15 protein-coding genes, 16 tRNA genes and 2 rRNA genes (1 of these 33 cut by a window edge) are annotated in these 20002 nt (G+C 45.6%); 32 read left to right on the top strand and 1 reads right to left on the bottom strand.

The genetic code is table 11. From position 1 onward, the window contains the following. The 28 genes from HWX64_RS05540 to HWX64_RS05675 form a co-directional block, all read left to right on the top strand. Positions 1-2067, top strand: a 23S ribosomal RNA gene (locus HWX64_RS05540); it begins 869 nt to the left of the window's first position. Positions 2068-2238: 171 nt separating this feature from the next. Next, positions 2239-2355 (top strand): 5S ribosomal RNA (rrf, locus tag HWX64_RS05545). Positions 2356-2362: 7 nt separating this feature from the next. Then, positions 2363-2437 (top strand) — tRNA-Asn (locus HWX64_RS05550). A 3-nt stretch (positions 2438-2440) separates the two neighbouring features. Then, positions 2441-2533 (top strand) — tRNA-Ser (locus tag HWX64_RS05555). A 17-nt stretch (positions 2534-2550) separates the two neighbouring features. After that, positions 2551-2625: transfer RNA gene (locus tag HWX64_RS05560), tRNA-Glu, on the top strand. 43 nt (positions 2626-2668) lie between these two features. Then, positions 2669-2744, top strand: a tRNA-Val gene (locus HWX64_RS05565). Positions 2745-2858: 114 nt separating this feature from the next. After that, positions 2859-2932: transfer RNA gene (locus HWX64_RS05570), tRNA-Met, on the top strand. Between the two features lie 7 nt (positions 2933-2939). After that, positions 2940-3016: transfer RNA gene (locus HWX64_RS05575), tRNA-Asp, on the top strand. Between the two features lie 176 nt (positions 3017-3192). Further along, a tRNA-Phe gene (locus tag HWX64_RS05580) sits at positions 3193-3268 on the top strand. Between the two features lie 11 nt (positions 3269-3279). Further along, a tRNA-Thr gene (locus tag HWX64_RS05585) sits at positions 3280-3355 on the top strand. 10 nt (positions 3356-3365) lie between these two features. Continuing rightward, positions 3366-3449 (top strand) — tRNA-Tyr (locus tag HWX64_RS05590). Positions 3450-3568: 119 nt separating this feature from the next. Further along, positions 3569-3642 (top strand) — tRNA-Trp (locus tag HWX64_RS05595). Positions 3643-3653: 11 nt separating this feature from the next. Beyond that, positions 3654-3729: transfer RNA gene (locus HWX64_RS05600), tRNA-His, on the top strand. A 39-nt stretch (positions 3730-3768) separates the two neighbouring features. Then, a tRNA-Gln gene (locus HWX64_RS05605) sits at positions 3769-3840 on the top strand. Between the two features lie 7 nt (positions 3841-3847). Further along, positions 3848-3922 (top strand) — tRNA-Gly (locus HWX64_RS05610). Positions 3923-3929: 7 nt separating this feature from the next. Then, positions 3930-4003, top strand: a tRNA-Cys gene (locus HWX64_RS05615). Positions 4004-4010: 7 nt separating this feature from the next. Beyond that, positions 4011-4095 (top strand) — tRNA-Leu (locus HWX64_RS05620). Positions 4096-4098: 3 nt separating this feature from the next. Beyond that, positions 4099-4172, top strand: a tRNA-Gly gene (locus tag HWX64_RS05625). 699 nt (positions 4173-4871) lie between these two features. Next, positions 4872-5813 carry a carbohydrate ABC transporter permease gene (locus tag HWX64_RS05630; RefSeq protein ID WP_175988002.1) on the top strand — a complete coding sequence of 314 codons (942 nt, stop codon included), beginning with the start codon at positions 4872-4874 and terminating at the stop codon, positions 5811-5813. Further along, positions 5813-6640, top strand: coding sequence for a carbohydrate ABC transporter permease (locus HWX64_RS05635; RefSeq protein WP_175988004.1), 828 nt, complete (start codon positions 5813-5815; stop codon positions 6638-6640). The genes HWX64_RS05630 and HWX64_RS05635 overlap by 1 nt, the downstream gene beginning before the upstream one ends. A gap of 70 nt (positions 6641-6710) precedes the next feature. Further along, on the top strand, positions 6711-7988 hold the full coding sequence (locus HWX64_RS05640) for an ABC transporter substrate-binding protein (RefSeq protein WP_175988005.1): 1278 nt from the start codon (positions 6711-6713) through the stop codon (positions 7986-7988). A gap of 193 nt (positions 7989-8181) precedes the next feature. Next, the gene (locus HWX64_RS05645; protein WP_175988007.1) at positions 8182-9993 is read left to right on the top strand and encodes a sensor histidine kinase; all 1812 of its coding nucleotides are present in this window, start codon (positions 8182-8184) and stop codon (positions 9991-9993) included. Further along, complete coding sequence (locus tag HWX64_RS05650; RefSeq protein ID WP_175988009.1) at positions 9974-11548, top strand: response regulator; 1575 nt, start codon at positions 9974-9976, stop codon at positions 11546-11548. The genes HWX64_RS05645 and HWX64_RS05650 overlap by 20 nt, the downstream gene beginning before the upstream one ends. Positions 11549-11561: 13 nt before the next feature. Then, positions 11562-12287 carry a ThuA domain-containing protein gene (locus tag HWX64_RS05655; protein ID WP_175988011.1) on the top strand — a complete coding sequence of 242 codons (726 nt, stop codon included), beginning with the start codon at positions 11562-11564 and terminating at the stop codon, positions 12285-12287. A 14-nt stretch (positions 12288-12301) separates the two neighbouring features. Continuing rightward, on the top strand, positions 12302-13327 hold the full coding sequence (locus HWX64_RS05660) for a Gfo/Idh/MocA family protein (RefSeq protein WP_175988013.1): 1026 nt from the start codon (positions 12302-12304) through the stop codon (positions 13325-13327). 17 nt (positions 13328-13344) lie between these two features. After that, entirely contained in the window at positions 13345-14385 is a 1041-nt protein-coding gene (locus tag HWX64_RS05665; protein ID WP_175988015.1) for a Gfo/Idh/MocA family protein, read from the top strand. Positions 14386-14397: 12 nt separating this feature from the next. Further along, a complete protein-coding gene (locus tag HWX64_RS05670) occupies positions 14398-15366 on the top strand; it encodes a sugar phosphate isomerase/epimerase (protein WP_175988017.1) in 969 nt (322 codons plus the stop codon). Between the two features lie 5 nt (positions 15367-15371). Next, positions 15372-15569: a hypothetical protein gene (locus tag HWX64_RS05675; RefSeq protein ID WP_175988020.1), complete on the top strand. Its 198-nt coding sequence runs from the start codon at positions 15372-15374 to the stop codon at positions 15567-15569. Between the two features lie 9 nt (positions 15570-15578). Here the strand turns inward: HWX64_RS05675 and HWX64_RS05680 are convergent, their stop codons facing one another. Next, positions 15579-16250, bottom strand: coding sequence for a B3/4 domain-containing protein (locus HWX64_RS05680; protein ID WP_175988022.1), 672 nt, complete (start codon positions 16248-16250; stop codon positions 15579-15581). Between the two features lie 106 nt (positions 16251-16356). Here HWX64_RS05680 and queG point away from each other — a divergent pair, with 106 nt between their 5' ends. From queG to nfsA, 4 genes are all read left to right on the top strand, one after another. Beyond that, positions 16357-17499, top strand: a complete 1143-nt coding sequence (queG, locus tag HWX64_RS05685; protein WP_175988024.1) for a tRNA epoxyqueuosine(34) reductase QueG — start codon at positions 16357-16359, stop codon at positions 17497-17499. Between the two features lie 91 nt (positions 17500-17590). Continuing rightward, positions 17591-18463 (top strand): amidase domain-containing protein, encoded by an 873-nt coding sequence (locus HWX64_RS05690; RefSeq protein ID WP_254871115.1) that lies wholly within the window; start codon positions 17591-17593, stop codon positions 18461-18463. 64 nt (positions 18464-18527) lie between these two features. Beyond that, positions 18528-19016 carry a tRNA (uridine(34)/cytosine(34)/5-carboxymethylaminomethyluridine(34)-2'-O)-methyltransferase TrmL gene (gene trmL, locus HWX64_RS05695; RefSeq protein ID WP_175988028.1) on the top strand — a complete coding sequence of 163 codons (489 nt, stop codon included), beginning with the start codon at positions 18528-18530 and terminating at the stop codon, positions 19014-19016. Between the two features lie 91 nt (positions 19017-19107). Continuing rightward, entirely contained in the window at positions 19108-19857 is a 750-nt protein-coding gene (gene nfsA, locus HWX64_RS05700) for an oxygen-insensitive NADPH nitroreductase (RefSeq protein ID WP_175988030.1), read from the top strand. Positions 19858-20002: the final 145 nt, after the last annotated feature.

The following is a 20002-nucleotide window of genomic DNA, read 5'->3' on the forward strand; positions in this document are numbered from 1 at the left end:
AGCTTTAGGGCTAGCCTCATGTGTAAGAGTCTTGGAGGTAGAGCACTGTTTGGACTAGGGGCCCTCATCGGGTTACCGAATTCAGACAAACTCCGAATGCCAAAGACTTATCCATGGGAGTCAGACTGCGAGTGATAAGATCCGTAGTCGAAAGGGAAACAGCCCAGACCACCAGCTAAGGTCCCAAAGTATACGTTAAGTGGAAAAGGATGTGGAGTTGCTTAGACAACCAGGATGTTGGCTTAGAAGCAGCCACCATTTAAAGAGTGCGTAATAGCTCACTGGTCGAGTGACTCTGCGCCGAAAATGTACCGGGGCTAAACGTATCACCGAAGCTGTGGATTGACACCTCTAGGTGTCAGTGGTAGGAGAGCGTTCTAAGGACAGTGAAGTCAGACCGTAAGGACTGGTGGAGTGCTTAGAAGTGAGAATGCCGGTATGAGTAGCGAAAGATGGGTGAGAATCCCATCCACCGAATGCCTAAGGTTTCCTGAGGAAGGCTCGTCCGCTCAGGGTTAGTCGGGACCTAAGTCGAGGCCGATAGGCGTAGACGATGGACAACAGGTTGATATTCCTGTACCACCTCTTTTCCGTTTGAGCAATGGGGGGACGCAGGAGGATAGGGTAAGCGCACTGCTGGATATGTGCGTCTAAGCAGTTAGGCTGATGATGAGGCAAATCCCATCATCGTGAAGGCTGAGCTGTGACAGCGAGCGAATTATAGTAGCGAAGTTCCTGATTCCACACTGCCAAGAAAAGCCTCTAGCGAGGAAAAAGGTGCCCGTACCGCAAACCGACACAGGTAGGCGAGGAGAGAATCCTAAGGTGAGCGAGAGAACTCTCGTTAAGGAACTCGGCAAAATGACCCCGTAACTTCGGGAGAAGGGGTGCTCTTTGAGGTGCATAGCCTCGAAGAGCCGCAGTGAATAGGCCCAGGCGACTGTTTAGCAAAAACACAGGTCTCTGCGAAGCCGTAAGGCGAAGTATAGGGGCTGACGCCTGCCCGGTGCTGGAAGGTTAAGAGGAGTGCTTAGCGCAAGCGAAGGTGCGAATCGAAGCCCCAGTAAACGGCGGCCGTAACTATAACGGTCCTAAGGTAGCGAAATTCCTTGTCGGGTAAGTTCCGACCCGCACGAAAGGCGTAACGATCTGGGCACTGTCTCAACGAGAGACTCGGTGAAATTATAGTACCTGTGAAGATGCAGGTTACCCGCGACAGGACGGAAAGACCCCGTGGAGCTTTACTGTAGCCTGATATTGAATTTTGGTACAGCTTGTACAGGATAGGTAGGAGCCTTGGAAGCCGGAGCGCCAGCTTCGGTGGAGGCGTTGGTGGGATACTACCCTGGCTGTATTGAAATTCTAACCCGCGCCCCTTATCGGGGTGGGAGACAGTGTCAGGTGGGCAGTTTGACTGGGGCGGTCGCCTCCTAAAGAGTAACGGAGGCGCCCAAAGGTTCCCTCAGAATGGTTGGAAATCATTCGCAGAGTGTAAAGGCACAAGGGAGCTTGACTGCGAGACCTACAAGTCGAGCAGGGACGAAAGTCGGGCTTAGTGATCCGGTGGTTCCGCATGGAAGGGCCATCGCTCAACGGATAAAAGCTACCCCGGGGATAACAGGCTTATCTCCCCCAAGAGTCCACATCGACGGGGAGGTTTGGCACCTCGATGTCGGCTCATCGCATCCTGGGGCTGTAGTCGGTCCCAAGGGTTGGGCTGTTCGCCCATTAAAGCGGTACGCGAGCTGGGTTCAGAACGTCGTGAGACAGTTCGGTCCCTATCCGTCGTGGGCGCAGGAAATTTGAGAGGAGCTGTCCTTAGTACGAGAGGACCGGGATGGACGCACCGCTGGTGTACCAGTTGTCTTGCCAAAGGCATCGCTGGGTAGCTATGTGCGGAAGGGATAAGTGCTGAAAGCATCTAAGCATGAAGCCCCCCTCGAGATGAGATTTCCCATCACTTTATGTGAGTAAGATCCCTGGAAGATGACCAGGTAGATAGGTCAGAGGTGGAAGCATGGCGACATGTGGAGCTGACTGATACTAATCGATCGAGGACTTAACCACAAAGAGTCATTTTTAAATGAACACATTGGTCGATATTCGGCTTTCTTGACATCAATCCTTTATCTAGTTTTCAGGGAACAAAATTCTCATGAAAAGTACAAAAAAAGTCTTGAAAAATCTTTAAAAGACGATATAATAGTACTTGTCCTTAAAAAAGACATCATAAATTTGTCTGGTGACTATGGCGAAGAGGTCACACCCGTTCCCATGCCGAACACGGAAGTTAAGCTCTTCAGCGCCGATGGTAGTTGGGGGATCTCCCCCTGTGAGAGTAGGACGTCGCCAGGCATATCGTTCCGCAGTAGCTCAGTGGTAGAGCTATCGGCTGTTAACCGATCGGTCGCAAGTTCGAATCTTGCCTGCGGAGCCATAAGGAGAGCTGTCCGAGTGGTCGAAGGAGCACGATTGGAAATCGTGTAGACGGTCAAACGCTGTCTCAAGGGTTCAAATCCCTTGCTCTCCGCCATATAATTTCTTTTACCTGGCCCGTTGGTCAAGCGGTTAAGACACCGCCCTTTCACGGCGGTAACACGGGTTCGAATCCCGTACGGGTCACCAAAGAAGTCTTTTCGCCTAAGCGAAATGAACACACATACAATTTGGAGGATTAGCTCAGCTGGGAGAGCATCTGCCTTACAAGCAGAGGGTCGGCGGTTCGATCCCGTCATCCTCCACCATGGATTTTTGCATAGCGTAGCGGAGCAAAAGATCCTTCCAAAACTTTCACGAAGCACAACAAAGTGAAAGTAGCGCTCCTTACTATAAGGAAAACGCTTAAAAAATATTATCGTCGCGGGGTGGAGCAGTTCGGTAGCTCGTCGGGCTCATAACCCGAAGGTCGCAGGTTCAAATCCTGTCCCCGCAATACCATTGGTCTGGTAGTTCAGTTGGTTAGAATGCCTGCCTGTCACGCAGGAGGTCGCGGGTTCGAGTCCCGTCCAGACCGCCATTTTTCTTAAAATGCTAATAATGAATATGGCTCAGTAGCTCAGTTGGTAGAGCACGGTGAATAAGCTTCACCCGAGTAATCATCAGCGTACAGCTCGAGCAGCAACTTGAATAATCCTTCTGAGAGCTGGATGATGGACAATTGGATGCTCACATTAGGAACGAAAATATTAATATGGCTCAGTAGCTCAGTTGGTAGAGCAATGGACTGAAAATCCATGTGTCGGCGGTTCGATTCCGTCCTGAGCCACCATCTATTTTAGTGCCGGTGTAGCTCAACTGGTAGAGCAACTGACTTGTAATCAGTAGGTTGGGGGTTCAAGTCCTCTTGCCGGCACCACTGAACAGATGGAGGGGTAGCGAAGTGGCTAAACGCGGCGGACTGTAAATCCGCTCCTTCGGGTTCGGCAGTTCGAATCTGCCCCCCTCCACCAAGAATTTTTGCGCAGCGTAGTGAAGGAAAAGATTCCTCATTAAAGTTTACGAAGCGTTAGCGGAGTAAAATAAGCGTCCTTATATTTTGCACAGCGAAGCGTAATAAATAAATTTTCATAGGGGCATAGTTTAACGGTAGAACGAAGGTCTCCAAAACCTTTGGTGTGGGTTCGATTCCTACTGCCCCTGCCAATATGATCATGGCGATTGTGGCGAAGTGGTTAACGCACCGGATTGTGGTTCCGGCATTCGTGGGTTCGATTCCCATCAGTCGCCCCATAATTGTCACATTAACAATATTGTGACATATACTATCAATGGGCTATAGCCAAGCGGTAAGGCATCGCACTTTGACTGCGACATGCGTTGGTTCGAATCCAGCTAGCCCAGTAGTATTGCGGAAGTAGTTCAGTGGTAGAACACCACCTTGCCAAGGTGGGGGTCGCGGGTTCGAATCCCGTCTTCCGCTCCATTCATATGGCGCCATAGCCAAGTGGTAAGGCAGAGGTCTGCAAAACCTTTATCACCGGTTCAAATCCGGTTGGCGCCTCCATATGAATGCCGGTGTGGCGGAATAGGCAGACGCGCACGACTCAAAATCGTGTTCCTCACGGAGTGCCGGTTCGACCCCGGCCACCGGTACCATCCGCGGGTGTAGTTTAATGGTAAAACCTCAGCCTTCCAAGCTGATGTCGTGGGTTCGATTCCCATCACCCGCTCCAATCATACATACAAAAGACTTTCTCTTTAGGAGAAAGTCTTTTTTGCTATTCAATTGGAGAAATAACTTCAGAGGATCTTGATGAGACTGTAATGAAGTCGTCTGTGATATCAAGGGAGCAAGCAAGTTGATGGACTTCCATTCTTATTATACTAATTCTAAGTAGCGCAATAATCCATAATGTGGCGCAATAAATAAAATTGCTGCGCGATTATCGAAAAAGCTGCGCAATAAATGAGATTCCTGCGCAATTATCAGGAAACTGGCGCCATTATTTAAGTCTCAAGAGAATCCTGTATGGCACAAGGGCATATGTCCACTCGGGGACATCCAGACTATCGAAAGTTGGTACTCTTTTATACGATCCAGACCGTTTCGAGTACTTTCTAGCAACTGCTATAGCCCCCATGCCATTAACTTACACCATTCCCAACCACCGTTTAATTAGATAACAATCATTTTCAATTCGAATCATCTGTACTCCTCCAAAGCCAATCAATAAAACAACCCATGTCCACACCATAAATCCCACCCCATTCCCTGATAACCAAAAATCCTAATACTTAAATCCTTGCAATCAACCGATATCACAACTAGTCAAAATATTGCACCTTCTTTGTCAATTTTGTTGACCTAATAAAATAAGCACAGCCTTTATACTATAAGAAAACGGTTACATAACAAAGGGGTGGTGAAGCGTGTGGAACCAACATTGAAGACTGGACCGGTAAGTACCCAAGCACAGATCAAGGCAGTGTCAAAGAAGAAATTTAAATATAAGAGCTTGTTGACTTACGCTGCCTTTGTAGGACCTGCACTACTTTTTTTCATTGTGATACAGATTCTTCCCTTTTTAATGGGAGTCTATTATTCTTTCACTTCATGGAATGGAGTCAGTTCTGTTGTAGAGTGGGTAGGTTTTGAGAATTATAAGCAGATTTTCACGAATGACAAAACGTTCTTTAATTCTTTTATGTTTACGACGAAATTTATGTTTGCTGCCGTTATCATTAGTAATTTAATCGGTTTTGGTTTTGCTTTGCTTTTGAATGCAGCGCTGAAAACCCGTAATATCCTGAGAACGGTGTTTTTTATTCCGAATGTCATCGGAGGGTTATTATTAGGTTTCATCTGGCAATTCATCTTTGTTAAAGGATTCGCTTCAGTCGGGAACATGACGGATATCGCATTCTTCAAGATGCCATGGCTTGGTGATGAAAAGACTGCTTTCTGGGGAATTGTCATCGTATTTGCCTGGCAGATCAGCGGTTATATGATGGTCATCTACGTAGCAGCCTTGCAAGGGGTGGATAATTCCCTGTTGGAAGCTGCTAAGATGGACGGGGCGTCGAATTGGACTCTCCTGACGAAGATTATTATTCCATTAATTCTTCCGGCATTCACGATTTGCTTCTTCCTCACGATATCAATGGCTTTCAAGATCTTTGATCTGAATATATCGTTAACCGGCGGAGGTCCATTTAATTCGACTCAGTCTGTAGCGATTAATATCTATCAGGAAGCATTCCAGAATAATCGTTATGGTCTTGGAACAGCAAAGTCCATTTTATTCTTTGTTGTCGTAGCGATCTTTACAACGTTCCAAGTCATGCTGACGAAGAAGAAGGAGGTTGAGGCATAATGGGCAATCGATATACAAAAAAGACGTTTGTACTTGAGATTATCGGGATTGTCCTTGGTCTCATCTTCTTGATTCCCTTTTACTTTGTTTTTATCAATTCTGTTAAGCCGTTTGCAGCCATTCTCATTGATGCTGCGGCATGGCCGAAGGAATTTATGTTTTCGAACTATGCTAAGGTGTGGGACATCATCAATTTCCCCAGGGCATTCTGGAATTCACTTGTCATCACGGTAGCCAGCAACATCGGTTTAGTGGTGATCAGTTCAATGGCTGCCTGGAAGATGGTCCGGACACCTGGCAAGTTCAGTAAGATTCTATTTGTTATTTTCGTATCAGCGATGGTCATCCCTTTCCAGACGGTGATGATTCCGCTTATGAAACTCGGAGGGGCTTTGAACCTGACGAACAGCATACCAGGGTTGATCATCATGTACTTTGGTTTTGGAGTACCGCTATCTCTGTTCTTATTTCATGGTTTTGTGAAGACGGTGCCTGTTGAGATTGAAGAGTCAGCGATGATTGACGGATGCAGCCAGTTTGGCGTGTTTTGGAGAATTGTATTTCCTCTCCTGAAGCCGATCACCGTTACAGTTATCATTTTGAATACTCTCTGGATATGGAATGATTACCTGCTGCCGCTCCTGGTTTTACAGGATGCCGAGCTGCGTACGATTCCACTTGCTGCAAGTTCATTCTTTGCACAGTATACAAAGCAGTGGGATATGGGGCTTGCGGCATTGGTGCTGGGCATTGCACCGGTCATCGTTTTCTTCCTGTTCTTACAGAAACATATCATTAAAGGAATTGCTTCAGGTTCTATTAAGTAGATATAAAGGTTCTGTTATTCATGCAGGACTTTATATACAATAAAATTATATCAGGGAGGTCAAACCAATTATGAAACGCATTCTTTTACTTCTTACATCTTTCGTTCTTGTATTTGGTATTATCGCAGGGTGTTCTTCAAAAGATACATCATCAGGCGGTGACAGTGATTCCAAGTCAGGCGATGACGTAGTCACTCTTAACTTGTTCCAATTCAAAGTGGAAATTGCTGATCAGCTTCAAGAGATGATCAAGGAATTCGAAGCAGAACATCCAAATATCAAGGTGAAACTTGAAACTGTTGGCGGCGGTGCCGATTACGGTGCTGCACTTAAAGCGAAGTTTGCTTCCGGGGAAGAGCCGGATATTTTCAACAACGGTGGTTTTAAAGAGTTAGAGCTATGGCAGGAGAAGTTAGCGGATCTTTCAGGTGAGCCATGGGTGGAGCATGTTCTTCCTATCGGCAAAGTTCCTATGACTGCTGAAGACGGTAAACTGTATGGTATGCCGGTAAACCTTGAAGGTTACGGGTTTGTATACAATAAAGATCTGTTTGAAAAAGCAGGCATTAAAGAAGCTCCTAAAACAATTGATGAATTGAAAGATGCTTCCAAGAAACTTGAGAAAGCTGGAATCACTCCATTTTCGGCTGGATACGGCGAATGGTGGGTAATCGGACAGCATTTACTGAACATTCCTTTCGCTCAGCAGGATGATCCTGAGGCTTTTATCGCAGGATTATACGATGGTTCTGAAAAGATTGTCGGAAATGAAAAGTTCAAGCAATTCAAGGAAGTGCTGGATACTGAGCTGAAATATGCGAATGATAATCCATTAACAACTGACTACAACACGCAGGTAACGCTTTTCGCTTCTGGTGAAACAGCAATGCTTCAGCAGGGTAACTGGACGGAAAATATGATCACTGAGATCAACCCTGAAATCAACATGGGCTTCCTTCCGATTCCGATCAGCAATGATGAAAGTGCTAACAGCCTGCCTGTAGGTGTTCCGAATAACTGGGTATTAAATAAAAACTCAGAGCATCTAGAAGAAGCAAAAACGTTCTTGAACTGGATGGTTTCGTCTGAAACAGGAAAACGTTATATCACTGAAGAATTCGCGTTCATCCCGGCATTTGATAACATCGAACCTGCTGGACTTGGTGACCTTGGTACGTCAATCCTTGACTACTCTAAAGAAGAGAAAACAATTCCTTGGACTTGGTTCAAATGGCCGGATGGAGCAAACAAAGAATTTGCTGCCGCCATCCAGGAATATGCTGCAGGAAAAATCGACTATGATACTTTACTAGAGAGATTCCAGCAATCCTGGGATAACTTGAAGTAAAACAGAATAAACGGAAGCATGTCTGTGAAGGCATGCTTTCTGTTTATTCCTAAAAGTATCTCACGGGGGAAGTTAACAACTCTCGTAAACAAAGTTTACTTTAGAAAAATTTCATTATTTTGAAAAAACTCTTCATGTATGTACAAGCAGGTATTATACTAGGGGTAAGCAAAATGTGGAGGTACCTTTCCTCATGTTAAAGAACAGTATACGGAATAAGCTGATCGTGCTCCTGATGATCACAACCATAGTACCTTTTGGCAGCTCCATTGTGATTACATATTTGTACACGAAGAATTCGATAGAAGACCAGGTGGTTGCAGAAAGCCGGAATTTGTTATATCAGGGTAAGATTAATCTAGAAAGTTATATTAATGAATTAAATGATTTGACTTTATCCCTCTATAATAATCCTGATTTTATCAACTATATGAGAAACCCGGGACAGGAGAATGATTACCTGACAATCGGGATCGTGAAAAATGTGGTGCAAACCATTTTATACACTGCAGACACAATCACCGGGGTAAAGATTTCGTTTGAGAATGAAGACAGGGTCATCTCGGCTACAAAACGTTCAAACGTCGTATTTTCAAGTGAAAAAAAGGAGACAAAAAAAGAAGCATTTCTAAGAGCGGAACGCAGTCCTTACAATATGTATATTGAACCGACCTTTCCTCAGAAAGAAAATGAAATCAAGCGTTCCAAAAATATCATTACGGTTCACCGGGCGTTCAGGAATATCCCTGATGATGAGGTTCTCGCTTACATATCCCTTGAGATATCCCCGGAAAAAATCATTGATTTGAGCAGGAATTTATATACGGCCGAGACAGAGGAGTTCTACATTCTGACTCCTCAGGGAGAAATGATTTACAGCTCTGACCTTGACGTGTCGGATGATCAGAATAACCAGAAGTGGATCAAACGCATTGTTGAGGGGAAAGAGCTTGCAGGGACGCTTGAATGGAAAGAAGATGAATTCAACGGCGTGATTATGTATGATCAGCTGCCTGTATCGGCAGGGGGCTGGATCCTTGCGAAGCGGGTCAGTTATGCGAACCTTTACGAAAGCGCCTTCAGTGTCGCGAAGATCAATATTCTATTTGGCATTCTCGGATTGACGCTGGTCGTGCTTGCCACATTGTTCGTGTCATTCAAGATCACGTCGCCGATCCGGGTACTCCTTAAGAATATCCAGCAAGTGGAAAAAGGGAATATGAATGTTCAGCTCCCGTCCTTTGGTCCAGATGAAATCGGATTACTGGGGTTCAGGTTTCAACAGATGATCGAGCGGGTCAATATGCTGATCAATCGTGAATACAAGCTCGAGCTTGAGAATAAGAACAATCAATTAAAAGTGCTGCAATCCCAAATAAACCCCCACTTTCTATACAACGCACTTCAATCCATCGGAACAGTGGCGTTAAAGAATAAAGTGCCGCAAGTCTATACACTCATTACTTATCTCTCGAAAATCATGAGGTACGGAATGAATATGGAGGAGGACATGGTACCGCTGGATAAGGAGATCAGCTATACAAAGGCATTTCTTCTGCTTCAAAAGGAGCGGTTCGGGGAAAACCTTGACTACACGATAAAAGTGGATGAACGGGTAAGGGAAGCTGCCGTTCCGAAGATGATTCTCCAGCCAATCATCGAAAACTATTTTAAGCATGGTTTTGATATACGTGAAGGAATCGGCAAGATCGAGCTGAATTGCATGAGTAAAGATGATCAGCTCGTCATCACCATAGAGGACAATGGCATTGGGGTGACCGGAGAGCGATTGGAGGAAGTATTTGCTCATTTCAAGGCTGCTGCATTAAATAATATCGGCGAAGACACGAACATTGGATTGAAGAACGTATTTGTACGCTTGAAGCTTTATTATGATGATGACGCAGCGTTACTCCTTGAAAATCCTGCAGAAGGAGGCTTTAAGGTCACTATGAAGCTGCCAATAAAGATGGAAGGTGAAGCGAATGAAAGCAATCATCATTGACGACGAAAAACATGTGCGTGAAGGGTTACTTTTATTGGCTGACTGGGCTCAATTCGGCATTCATGCCATCCTTGAAGCAGAAGATGGAGAACAGGCAAAGAAGCTGATCACTGAGCACCGGCCGGAAATTATTTTCACCGATATGAGGATGCCGAAGCTTGATGGAATCAGTCTCTTAAAGTGGCTGCATTCTTCCGATATAAAAAGCAAAACGATTGTCGTAAGCGGGTATGATGATTTTGAGTATATGAGAAATGCAATTTTCTATAAAAGCTTTGATTATATCCTCAAACCGATTGAACCAGATGTGTTGAATGACACATTGGAGAAAGCGGTCAATGAATGGAAGGAACAGAGGCGTTCGAGAAAATACCTCGTGGAAGAAAGCAGGGTTATAAATGAGGTGAAGCCGCTTTACTGGGATCAGCTGTTTTCAAATCTGTGCACGGCTGAAATCATTCCTGGTGCAGCGGAAGAGAAGATTGAAAATGAATTCGGCATTGTATTCAGTAAACTGCAAAAGACCGCTGCACTCATTCCAATCAAGCCCATTGTTATGAAATCATTCCAGGGAGATAAGGATCTCGCCTTCTTTACGTTGACGAATATTTGCAATGAACTGCTGAGAAAACATAATGACGGGGTTTGTTTCAGAAACATCCGTAAAGACGAAGAGCTCGTAATCCTTTTTTGGAACGATAAGAACGTAAAGTTTCTACTGGAAGAACTTTACTCACTGATTTATCAGTTCAGCAAAATCTGCATAACGATTTCTTTGGGGGAGAAATCACTGAACATGCGGGAAGCTTATAGTTCCTCTCAGGAAGTGTATATGAAACATGATTTAAGGAAGCCGGATAAAATCATTACGTCCGGTGGAAAATCTAACCCGCTTCTGCATTTACTGGATTATGCAAATGATCTGAAATGGACGATCCGTACAGGCAGTCCTGCTGCGGTTGAATCCTTGCTTCAGCTAATCTTTCAGGCGTTGGAGAACAGTCATACGCTTTCTCTTGAGCAAATTGAGGTATGGGAAAGTCAATTTGAACTGCTCCGGAATAATTGGTTGAAAGAATATGAGATTGAAAGTCGAACCTCTTTTTACCGAGGAGTGGATTATTGGAGTGAAGAGGGGGCATTTTCACTTCAAAAATTTAAAGAAGAAAAAGTGAAAGAATTTACCGAGTTGGTCGAAACCTTGACCAAGAAGAAGTATCAGAAAGAGAAAAACAATATGCAGAGAATCGAAGAGTACTTACAGCAGCATTATCAGGAGGATGTGAACCTGCAGGAAATCGCCGATACATTTTTCCTGAGCAGGGAATACATTTCAAGGAAATTCAAGCAGGAATACAAGCTGACGATCACGGATTACTTAACGAAAATCCGACTTGAAAAAGCTATGAAGCTATTAGAAAATCCATATCTCAAAATATATGAAGTTGCATATGGCGTTGGATATGGAAATGAAAAATATTTCAGCAAGGTGTTTAAAAAGCAAGTCGGGATTACGCCCAATGAATTCAGGCAGTCCCTTCTAAAACAAAACTGACGGAGGTCAAATCATGGTAAACGTAACAGTATGGAATGAAAATCGACATGAACAGAAAAGTGAAAAGGTGCGCGAGGTATATCCGGAAGGAATCCACGGAGCGATTGCTTCATTCCTGGGTGAGGAATCCTTCAACGTCAGGACCGCGACGTTGGATGAAGAGCAGCACGGGCTGACAGATGATGTACTGAATTCAACAGATGTCCTCCTTTGGTGGGGGCACATCGCCCATGATGAGGTATCGGATGACGTGGTGGAAAAAGTGAAGCAGCGCGTCCTTGACGGGATGGGTCTGATTGTCCTTCATTCCGGCCATTTCTCAAAAATTTTCAAAGAGCTGATGGGAACGTCCTGCGATTTGAAATGGAGAGAAGCGGATGAAAAAGAACGTATCTGGATTGTCGACCCGAGTCACCCGATCACTGCAGGTCTGGGGGAATACATCGAGCTTGAAAAAGAAGAGATGTACGGTGAACATTTTGACATCCCGGCACCCGATCAATTGGTGATGGTGAGCTGGTTCGAAGGAGGCGAAGTGTTCAGGAGCGGATGTACCTATCAGCGGGGGAACGGGAAGATCTTTTATTTCCGTCCTGGACATGAAACATACCCTACTTATTACAACCGTGAAGTCCAGAAAGTGATCATCAATGCAGTGGAATGGGCAAAGCCTGTAGAACGCAAGAGACCTGTTTACGGAAATGCAAAGCCGTTGGAAGATATTAAAGGAACTAACTAAAGGAGGAAGTAAAAATGAGTAAATTGAAAATTGGTGTTATCGGTTGTGGAAGTATCGCACAGCATCGCCACCTTCCTGAATATGCGGGCAACAAAGATGTTGAGATTGTTGCCGTATGTGACATAGTGGAAGAGCGTGCTAAAAAGACCGCTGAAAAATATGGGGCGGAAGCTTATACAAGCTATAAGGAACTCCTTTCAAATCATGAGGTGGAGGCAGTAAGTGTATGTACGCCGAATTTTCTGCATGCACCGATTTCGATCGCCGCACTGAATGCAGGTAAACATGTACTTTGTGAAAAGCCGATGGCGACATCGACTGAAGAAGCGGAAAATATGATTGCAGCAGCTGAAAAGAACGGCAGGAAATTGATGATCGCTCATAATCAGCGCTTTGTTCCATCGCATCAAAAAGCAAAAGAGTTGATCGAAAAAGGTGAAGCAGGCAAGATCTACAGTTTCCGTACGGCATTCGGCCACGGCGGTCCTGAAGGATGGAGTGCCGATGGGAAGGACAGCTGGTTCTTTAAGAAAGATGAGGCATTCATCGGGGCGATGGGGGATCTCGGTGTACATAAGACCGACCTGCTCCGATACGTGCTGGGGGAAGAATTCGTTGAAGTGGGAGCATTTGTGGAAACGAGTGCAAAGGAAAATGCCGATGTGGATGATACAGCGGTATGTGTGCTGAAGACGGAAAGCGGCACGATTGGAACTCTGGCTGCCAGCTGGTCGTACGTGTCAAAAGAAGACAACTCTACGATAATCTACGGAGAAAAAGCGATCCTCCGGTTAGAGGATGACCCGGTCCATTCACTGGTTATTCAATATGCGACTGGGGAAGTGGTTCGATATGAGCTTGGCGGCATACAAACGAATGAAGAAGGCGGCCAGTCTAATTCGCGCGTGATTGATCAGTTTGTACAGTCTGTACTGGGTGATACTGAACCGCCTGTAAGTGGAAGTGAAGGAATGAAGTCGCTGCAGGTCGTATTATCTGCACTTGAGTCAAATGAAACGAAAACAATCGTAAAACTGTAACCTGAGGTGAATGCAGCATGTCAAAACTTCGAATGGGAATGATCGGGACAGGCGGGATCGCTCAAGGCCGCCATATCCCCACGTTCAAGAAACTGTCAGAAACGGTCACTCTCGAAGCGGTCAGTGATATTAACGAATTGACGGCTCAAGATGTGGCAAAGAAATTCAATATCCCGAAAGTTTTCAGCGACTATCGCGACATGTTCGAGCATGTCGACGCCGTCACAATCTGCACTCCGAATAAATTTCACGCTGAAATCACAATAGCGGCACTAAAAGCGGGTCTCCATGTATTCTGTGAAAAACCGATGGCGATGACGCCTGAAGAATGTAAGGCGATGATCGATGCAGCGGATGAATCAGGAAAAGTTCTTGCCATTGCTTATCACTATCGGTTCATGAAAGATTCGCGGGCTGCGAAACGATTCATCACCGCAAATGAAATCGGTGAGCCGATCGTTGCAAGAGCCAGGGCGATCCGCAGGCGCAAGGTGCCTGGATGGGGAGTATTCACGAACAAGGAGCTTCAGGGAGGGGGAAGTCTGATTGATTACGGCTGCCACTTCCTGGACCTGTCCCTTTGGCTATTGGGGAATCCAAAGCCAGTCGAGGTGACAGGCACAGCCTATAACAAGCTCAGCAGAATACCGGGAGAGGTCAACCAATGGGGGGACTTCGACCGTGAAAACTTTGAAGTGGATGATCATGTGACGGCTTATATCAAGTTTGATAACGGCGCATCGATGCTTTTTGAAACATCCTGGTCCGCTAACGTCAAGAGTGATGAAGAGAGCTTGAGTATATCCGGTGAAACGGGCGGTGTCGATCTGTTTCCTCTCCACATCAATCAAATGAAGCACGGAATGCTCTTGAACAGCGAAGCTGATTGGATACCCGGAGAAGACGATCCCAGTCTTCCCCAAGCCGAGAACTTCATCAACAGCTGTCTAGGGATTGAAGAGCTGATTGTAAAACCGGAAGAAGCGATGGCCGTTTCCCAGATCGTCGATGCCATTTATAAGAGCAGTGAAACGCGCCAAAGCATCACATTGAAATAGGAGGAAGCAAAGATGAAATTAGGTGTATTTACGGTATTATTTTCTCAGAAAAATCTTGATGAAATGCTTGACTATGTTAAAGAAGCAGGCTTGCATGCGGTCGAAATCGGAACGGGCGGCTACCCGGGAAATGCTCATTGCGACCTTGATGGACTTTTGGAAAGTGAAGAAAAGCGCAGTGAATATTTGGAGAAAATCACTTCTCGCGGGCTTGAAATCAGTGCGTTCAGCTGTCACGGCAACCCGATCTCACCGGATTCTGCATTCGCTGAAGATTCGCATGCGGCTCTTGAGAAAACGATCAAGCTTGCCGGTTTGATGAACGTGCCCGTCGTTAACTGCTTCTCGGGAACAGCCGGTGATCATGAGGGTGCTAAACATCCGAACTGGCCGGTGTCTCCTTGGCCGAATGAATACGGCGAAATTCTTAAATGGCAATGGGAAGAGAAGTTGATTCCTTATTGGAAGAAGATGGGTCAGCTCGCAGAGGAACATGGGGTGAAGATCGGCCTCGAGCTGCACGGCGGTTTCCTGGTCCACACTCCTTACACACTCTTGAAGCTTAGGGAGGAAACATGCAACGCAATCGGTGCCAACCTGGATCCAAGTCACCTGTGGTGGCAGGGGATCGATCCGGTGGCTGCGATCAAGCTTCTTGGAAAAGAAAATGCGATCCATCACTTCCATGCAAAGGATACGTATATCGATCAGGATAACGTCAATATGTACGGACTGACTGACATGCAGCCTTATGGAAGCATCCAGACCCGTGCCTGGTCTTTCCGTTCGGTAGGGTGCGGGCACAGCCTCCAGGAATGGTCCGATATGATGAGTGCACTGCGTACTTTCGGATATGATTATGTGGTAAGCATTGAACATGAAGATCCGATTATGTCGATCGAGGAAGGTTTCGGGCGTGCGGTCAAGAATCTAAAATCGATCTTGATCGAGGAGCAGCCTGCGGATATGTGGTGGGTGTAAAAGATATGATGGAGAGAGGCCCCGGCGATGACATGGGGTCTCTTTTTTGTGCTGCGATGGGAGGATTATTCTTTACCTCGGGTGCTGGAATGAGGGGACGGGTCCCGGATGTATTTTTCCATTATTTAGTAGGATCCATAAAAAATAACCCGAATCCAATCATTCAATTGGAATCCGGATTAATCATGATTCTCTTTCCCTAAATATCAGGCCTATCCTCCGACCACTTCGTACACGCCTTCACCGCCATGAATCCCGACAAACATATCCATCAGCGATTTTGTCAGTTTCTCGCCTTCTGCAGCAGGAAGGGAAGGCTTCAAGAAGATGATCTCGACCGCGTTTTTCGTCCCGTTCCCAACAGGGGCTCGATTCGAGTCAACAAACGGGCTGCCGAATGGACCAGCCTCATTCACTGCAACGATCAAGTTCTCAAGGGAGTTATCACGCCCGTTCAATCCGGTATAAATTTCACCTGACTGCCCGATCCTCAGCTCGATCGTATTCCCCTTGAGCTGATCCAGATCATAAATCCCGATCGGTACTTCATACTGTAGTGAAAAAAAATTATTCAGATCGATAGCCGAGTTGATGGTCGTAAGATAATTCTGCTTTTTCACCCGGCGGTAAAGGGCTTCAGCCGAGTGACGGTAACGGTTCGGATCTTTACCTGTTTTCTTGAATACATCCCGCCACTCAGCCACGCCATCGATGTCAGTCACATTCTTTTCCTGAAGGTCGAAGAAAATATTCTCCTGGAATAATTGCAGCCTGCCCTTCAGCATTTGAGGGGAGTCGCCGACTTCGATATTATGGTAATGTATGACGCCTATCTTAAAATCGGGAATGATTGAAGTTATTGAAGAATCGATTGTCATTTCCATTATTTTTCCTCCACATTTCGTTTAAAATAGTTTATCATAATACTCGGCTCTAATCATTTTTGACGAATTCAATAGCTTTTATATAGAAGGAAAGGAGGCAATCGCAATGGATTTTGATCAGTTAAAGCAGGATATCATCGAGTACAGTAGAGAAATCGGGATCGATAAGATAGGCTTCACAACTGCAGATACGTTCTCAGAAATGAAGAACAGGCTGCTTCGCCAGGAGTTGCTCGGATATCAATCAGGATTTGAAGAAAAGGACATAGACAAGCGTGTCGATCCTTCTCTCATATTCGACGGACCTAAATCGATCATCGCCATCGCTCTCGCCTACCCTTCCAGGATGAAGGATGCACCGCAAAGCAAACGCGGTGAAAGGCGGGGCATTTTCTGCAGGGCTTCATGGGGGACCGATTATCATCATGTGCTGCGTGACCGTCTCGCCAAGTTAGAAGAATATATTGTTTCACGGATCCCCGAGGCACGCTTTAAATCGATGGTGGATACAGGTGAACTTGTTGACCGGGCGGTTGCAGAGCGTGCGGGGATTGGCTGGAGCGGTAAAAATTGTTCCATCATCACCCCTGAGTTTGGATCCTATGTGTATCTGGGTGAAATGGTGACCAATCTTCCTTTTGAACCTGATGAACCAATGGAGGATCAGTGCGGGACATGCAATAAATGTGTGGACGTTTGTCCGACAGGGGCTTTGATAGAGGGAGGACAGCTGGATGCGCAGAAATGCATCGCATTTCTGACACAGACAAAAGGTTTCCTTGCCGATGAGTACAGGGTAAAGCTAGGAAATCGATTATACGGCTGTGATACCTGTCAAACAGTCTGTCCTGAAAATAAGGGGAAGGACTTTCATTTTCATGAAGAAATGGAGCCAGATCCTGAAATTGCGAAGCCTTTGTTAAAACCTCTGCTCACAATCAGCAACCGTGAATTCAAGGAAAAGTATGGGCATGTTTCAGGTTCATGGAGAGGCAAGAAACCCATTCAGCGTAACGCAATCATTGCGCTCGCTCATTACAAAGACGAGACAGCAATTGGAAATCTAATTGAAGTAATGCAAAACGATGTTCGTCCGGTGATGCGTGGAACTTCTGCGTGGGCACTCGGGAAGATAGGTGGCAGCGAAGCAGAAAAAGCATTACTGAAACAGAAAACAATCGAGAAAGACGAAGACGTACTCTGTGAGATTGAAAAGGGTCTTCGGCTGCTTACCTCAGGTGCGGGTTAAGGATAAATCCATGTGAAAGTTGGATTTATCCTTTTTTGTTGTGAACAGAGTGTTTCCTTCATAGACATGAAAAGAGGGAGGGAAGGCGATGATCAGAAAACTTCTGATGGATCAGATCAATCATGTGATCAGTGAATATACAACCCGTGGGCAGACCCGCTTTGAGTACGATAAAGTAAAAAGGAAAAAAGAATCCTGTGAGAAACGGCATGCTGAAATCGTCAAAGTGGAAGCTGCCGGTAAAATAAATGAGGTTTCCAGGATGCCCGATGATACCAAGACAGTTCTCTATGATGTTCATTATAAATACTTAGTGAGACAAGGTTCATTTATCTATTTAGAAGAGGAAGTGGAAAATCGGAGGGCGGTCTATTATGACGGAAGGATATATAATGATGGGGAAGTGCCTGCTGAGGCTGACGGCTCAAGTACGGAGGAAGGGTTTTTTGAAGGTGATGTGGAAGAAAGGCTTTCGTTTAAATATGACAGATTGAAAGCTGTAAAATACGCAGAGAAATGGTGGAACACGTTCAACCCGGCATACCGGAAGTTTGAGAATGACTGCACGAATTATATTTCACAATGCCTTCATGCAGGGAATGCGCCGATGAGAGGCTACCCGTCGCAGGGGAAGGGCTGGTGGATGAGAAGTAATAGCTGGAGCTACAGTTGGACGGTAGCGAATGCCATGAAGCTTCATCTGCCAGCATCAACCGTCGGACTGCGTGCAAGAGAAGTGGAAGGCCCGCATAAGCTCAAGCTTGGTGATGTCATTTGCTATGATTTTGAAGGAGACGGGCGCTACGACCATACGACGATTGTGACAGGTCGGGACGCTGATGCCATGCCTTTGGTGAATGCCCACACATTCAACAGCAGGATGAGATATTGGAAGTATGAAGACTCGACTGCCTATACCCCCAACATCAAGTATAAGTTTTATACGATCGTTGATGACCGTTAAGTATTGTCCTTCCGTCGATAAATGGTATAATGTCACATAGAGTTTTATGAATGAGGTGACATACATGGGAGTACATGTTGTATTATATCAACCAGAAATTCCAGCAAATACAGGTAATATCGCGAGAACGTGTGCAGCGACCGACACTACCCTGCATTTGATCCGTCCACTCGGTTTTTCGACGGACGATAAAATGTTGAAGCGGGCAGGGCTTGATTACTGGCAGTTCGTAAATATCGTTTATTATGATTCCCTTGAGGAATTTTTCGAGAAGAACGAAGGCGGGGAATTTTTCTATTTAACAAAATACGGAAAAACACCGCATTCTGATTTCGACTACAGTGTCGAGGAGAAGGACTACTTCTTTATATTCGGACGTGAAACAACCGGGCTTCCGGATGATGTAATCCAAAATAATCTGGACCGCGCACTCCGGATTCCGATGAATGAGAATGTCCGTTCATTAAATCTGTCCAATACGGCAGCCATTTTAATCTACGAAGCACTTAGACAGCGTAACTACCCGGGTCTTCATAGAGAATTGCCCAAGTAATAAACGGGGAATGAGAATCATATGATTTTCATTCCTTTTTTTATTTGGCTTATACTATAGGGAAAGCCAGACAAAAAGGAGAACTACATATATGAACCATACAATTGAAACCATCTTGAATCACCGATCAATCCGCAAATTTAAAAAGGAACCATTGACGGACGAACAGATTCGTACCATCGTACAAAGTGCCCAAGCAGCCAGTACTTCGAGTTATATTCAGGCATATACCATCATCGGGGTGAAGGATCCAGTTAAAAAGAAAAAACTCTCCGAACTTGCAGGAAACCAGAGCTATGTCGAAGAGAACGGCCATTTCTTCGTGTTCTGTGCTGACTTGCATCGTCATGAGAAGATCGGTCAATGGGAGGATGTTGATGTGAATCCTTCTCTAGAGAGCACGGAGAAATTCATGGTGGCATTGATCGATGCCTCATTGGCTGCCCAAAATGCTTCGATTGCTGCAGAATCAATGGGTATGGGCATCTGCTATATAGGAGGAATCCGAAATGACTTGGAAGCAGTGAGCGAAGTGCTCCAGCTGCCGCATCGTGTGATTCCGTTATTCGGACTGGCCGTGGGATATCCAGATGCAGATACAGACGTCAAGCCGCGTCTGCCGATGAATGCTGTTTATCATGAGGATGCTTATATGTCTGATGAAGCAGGAATGAAGGCAGAATTAGACCGCTATGACGAAACGATTTCTGCCTACTATCATGAACGTACCGGAGGCAAACGTTCCGACCGCTGGACCGAGCAAATGGCGAAGATGCTGTCCGGGAAGAAGAGGATGTACATGAAGGAGTTTGTGGAGAAGCGCGGGTTTGATAAACGTTGAGAAAAAGCAGAAATAAGCAAAAAAACCCCGGAAAGCGAGAGCTTTTCCGGGGTTTTTTCAACTTAGTTTGAACCTGGCTTGTCGTTATAACCAGCAGTGAAGATTGCTGTCAAAAACGCCGCAGTAACACCTAAAATCATCAAAG

Source organism: Bacillus sp. Marseille-Q1617 (assembly GCF_903645295.1).
Lineage (GTDB): Bacteria > Bacillota > Bacilli > Bacillales > Bacillaceae_B > Rossellomorea.

What these genes read in the sequence shown, in the direction of transcription:
- HWX64_RS05660 (WP_175988013.1), top strand. Translation starts at nt 12,302, where the DNA reads ATGAGTAAATTGAAAATTGGTGTTATCGGTTGTGGAAGTATCGCACAG.
- queG (WP_175988024.1), top strand. Translation starts at nt 16,357, where the DNA reads ATGGATTTTGATCAGTTAAAGCAGGATATCATCGAGTACAGTAGAGAA.
- nfsA (WP_175988030.1), top strand. Translation starts at nt 19,108, where the DNA reads ATGAACCATACAATTGAAACCATCTTGAATCACCGATCAATCCGCAAA.
- HWX64_RS05680 (WP_175988022.1), bottom strand. Translation starts at nt 16,250, where the DNA reads ATGGAAATGACAATCGATTCTTCAATAACTTCAATCATTCCCGATTTT.
- HWX64_RS05645 (WP_175988007.1), top strand. Translation starts at nt 8,182, where the DNA reads ATGTTAAAGAACAGTATACGGAATAAGCTGATCGTGCTCCTGATGATC.
- HWX64_RS05675 (WP_175988020.1), top strand. Translation starts at nt 15,372, where the DNA reads ATGATGGAGAGAGGCCCCGGCGATGACATGGGGTCTCTTTTTTGTGCT.
- HWX64_RS05640 (WP_175988005.1), top strand. Translation starts at nt 6,711, where the DNA reads ATGAAACGCATTCTTTTACTTCTTACATCTTTCGTTCTTGTATTTGGT.
- HWX64_RS05650 (WP_175988009.1), top strand. Translation starts at nt 9,974, where the DNA reads ATGAAAGCAATCATCATTGACGACGAAAAACATGTGCGTGAAGGGTTA.
- HWX64_RS05665 (WP_175988015.1), top strand. Translation starts at nt 13,345, where the DNA reads ATGTCAAAACTTCGAATGGGAATGATCGGGACAGGCGGGATCGCTCAA.
- HWX64_RS05635 (WP_175988004.1), top strand. Translation starts at nt 5,813, where the DNA reads ATGGGCAATCGATATACAAAAAAGACGTTTGTACTTGAGATTATCGGG.
- HWX64_RS05670 (WP_175988017.1), top strand. Translation starts at nt 14,398, where the DNA reads ATGAAATTAGGTGTATTTACGGTATTATTTTCTCAGAAAAATCTTGAT.
- HWX64_RS05655 (WP_175988011.1), top strand. Translation starts at nt 11,562, where the DNA reads ATGGTAAACGTAACAGTATGGAATGAAAATCGACATGAACAGAAAAGT.
- trmL (WP_175988028.1), top strand. Translation starts at nt 18,528, where the DNA reads ATGGGAGTACATGTTGTATTATATCAACCAGAAATTCCAGCAAATACA.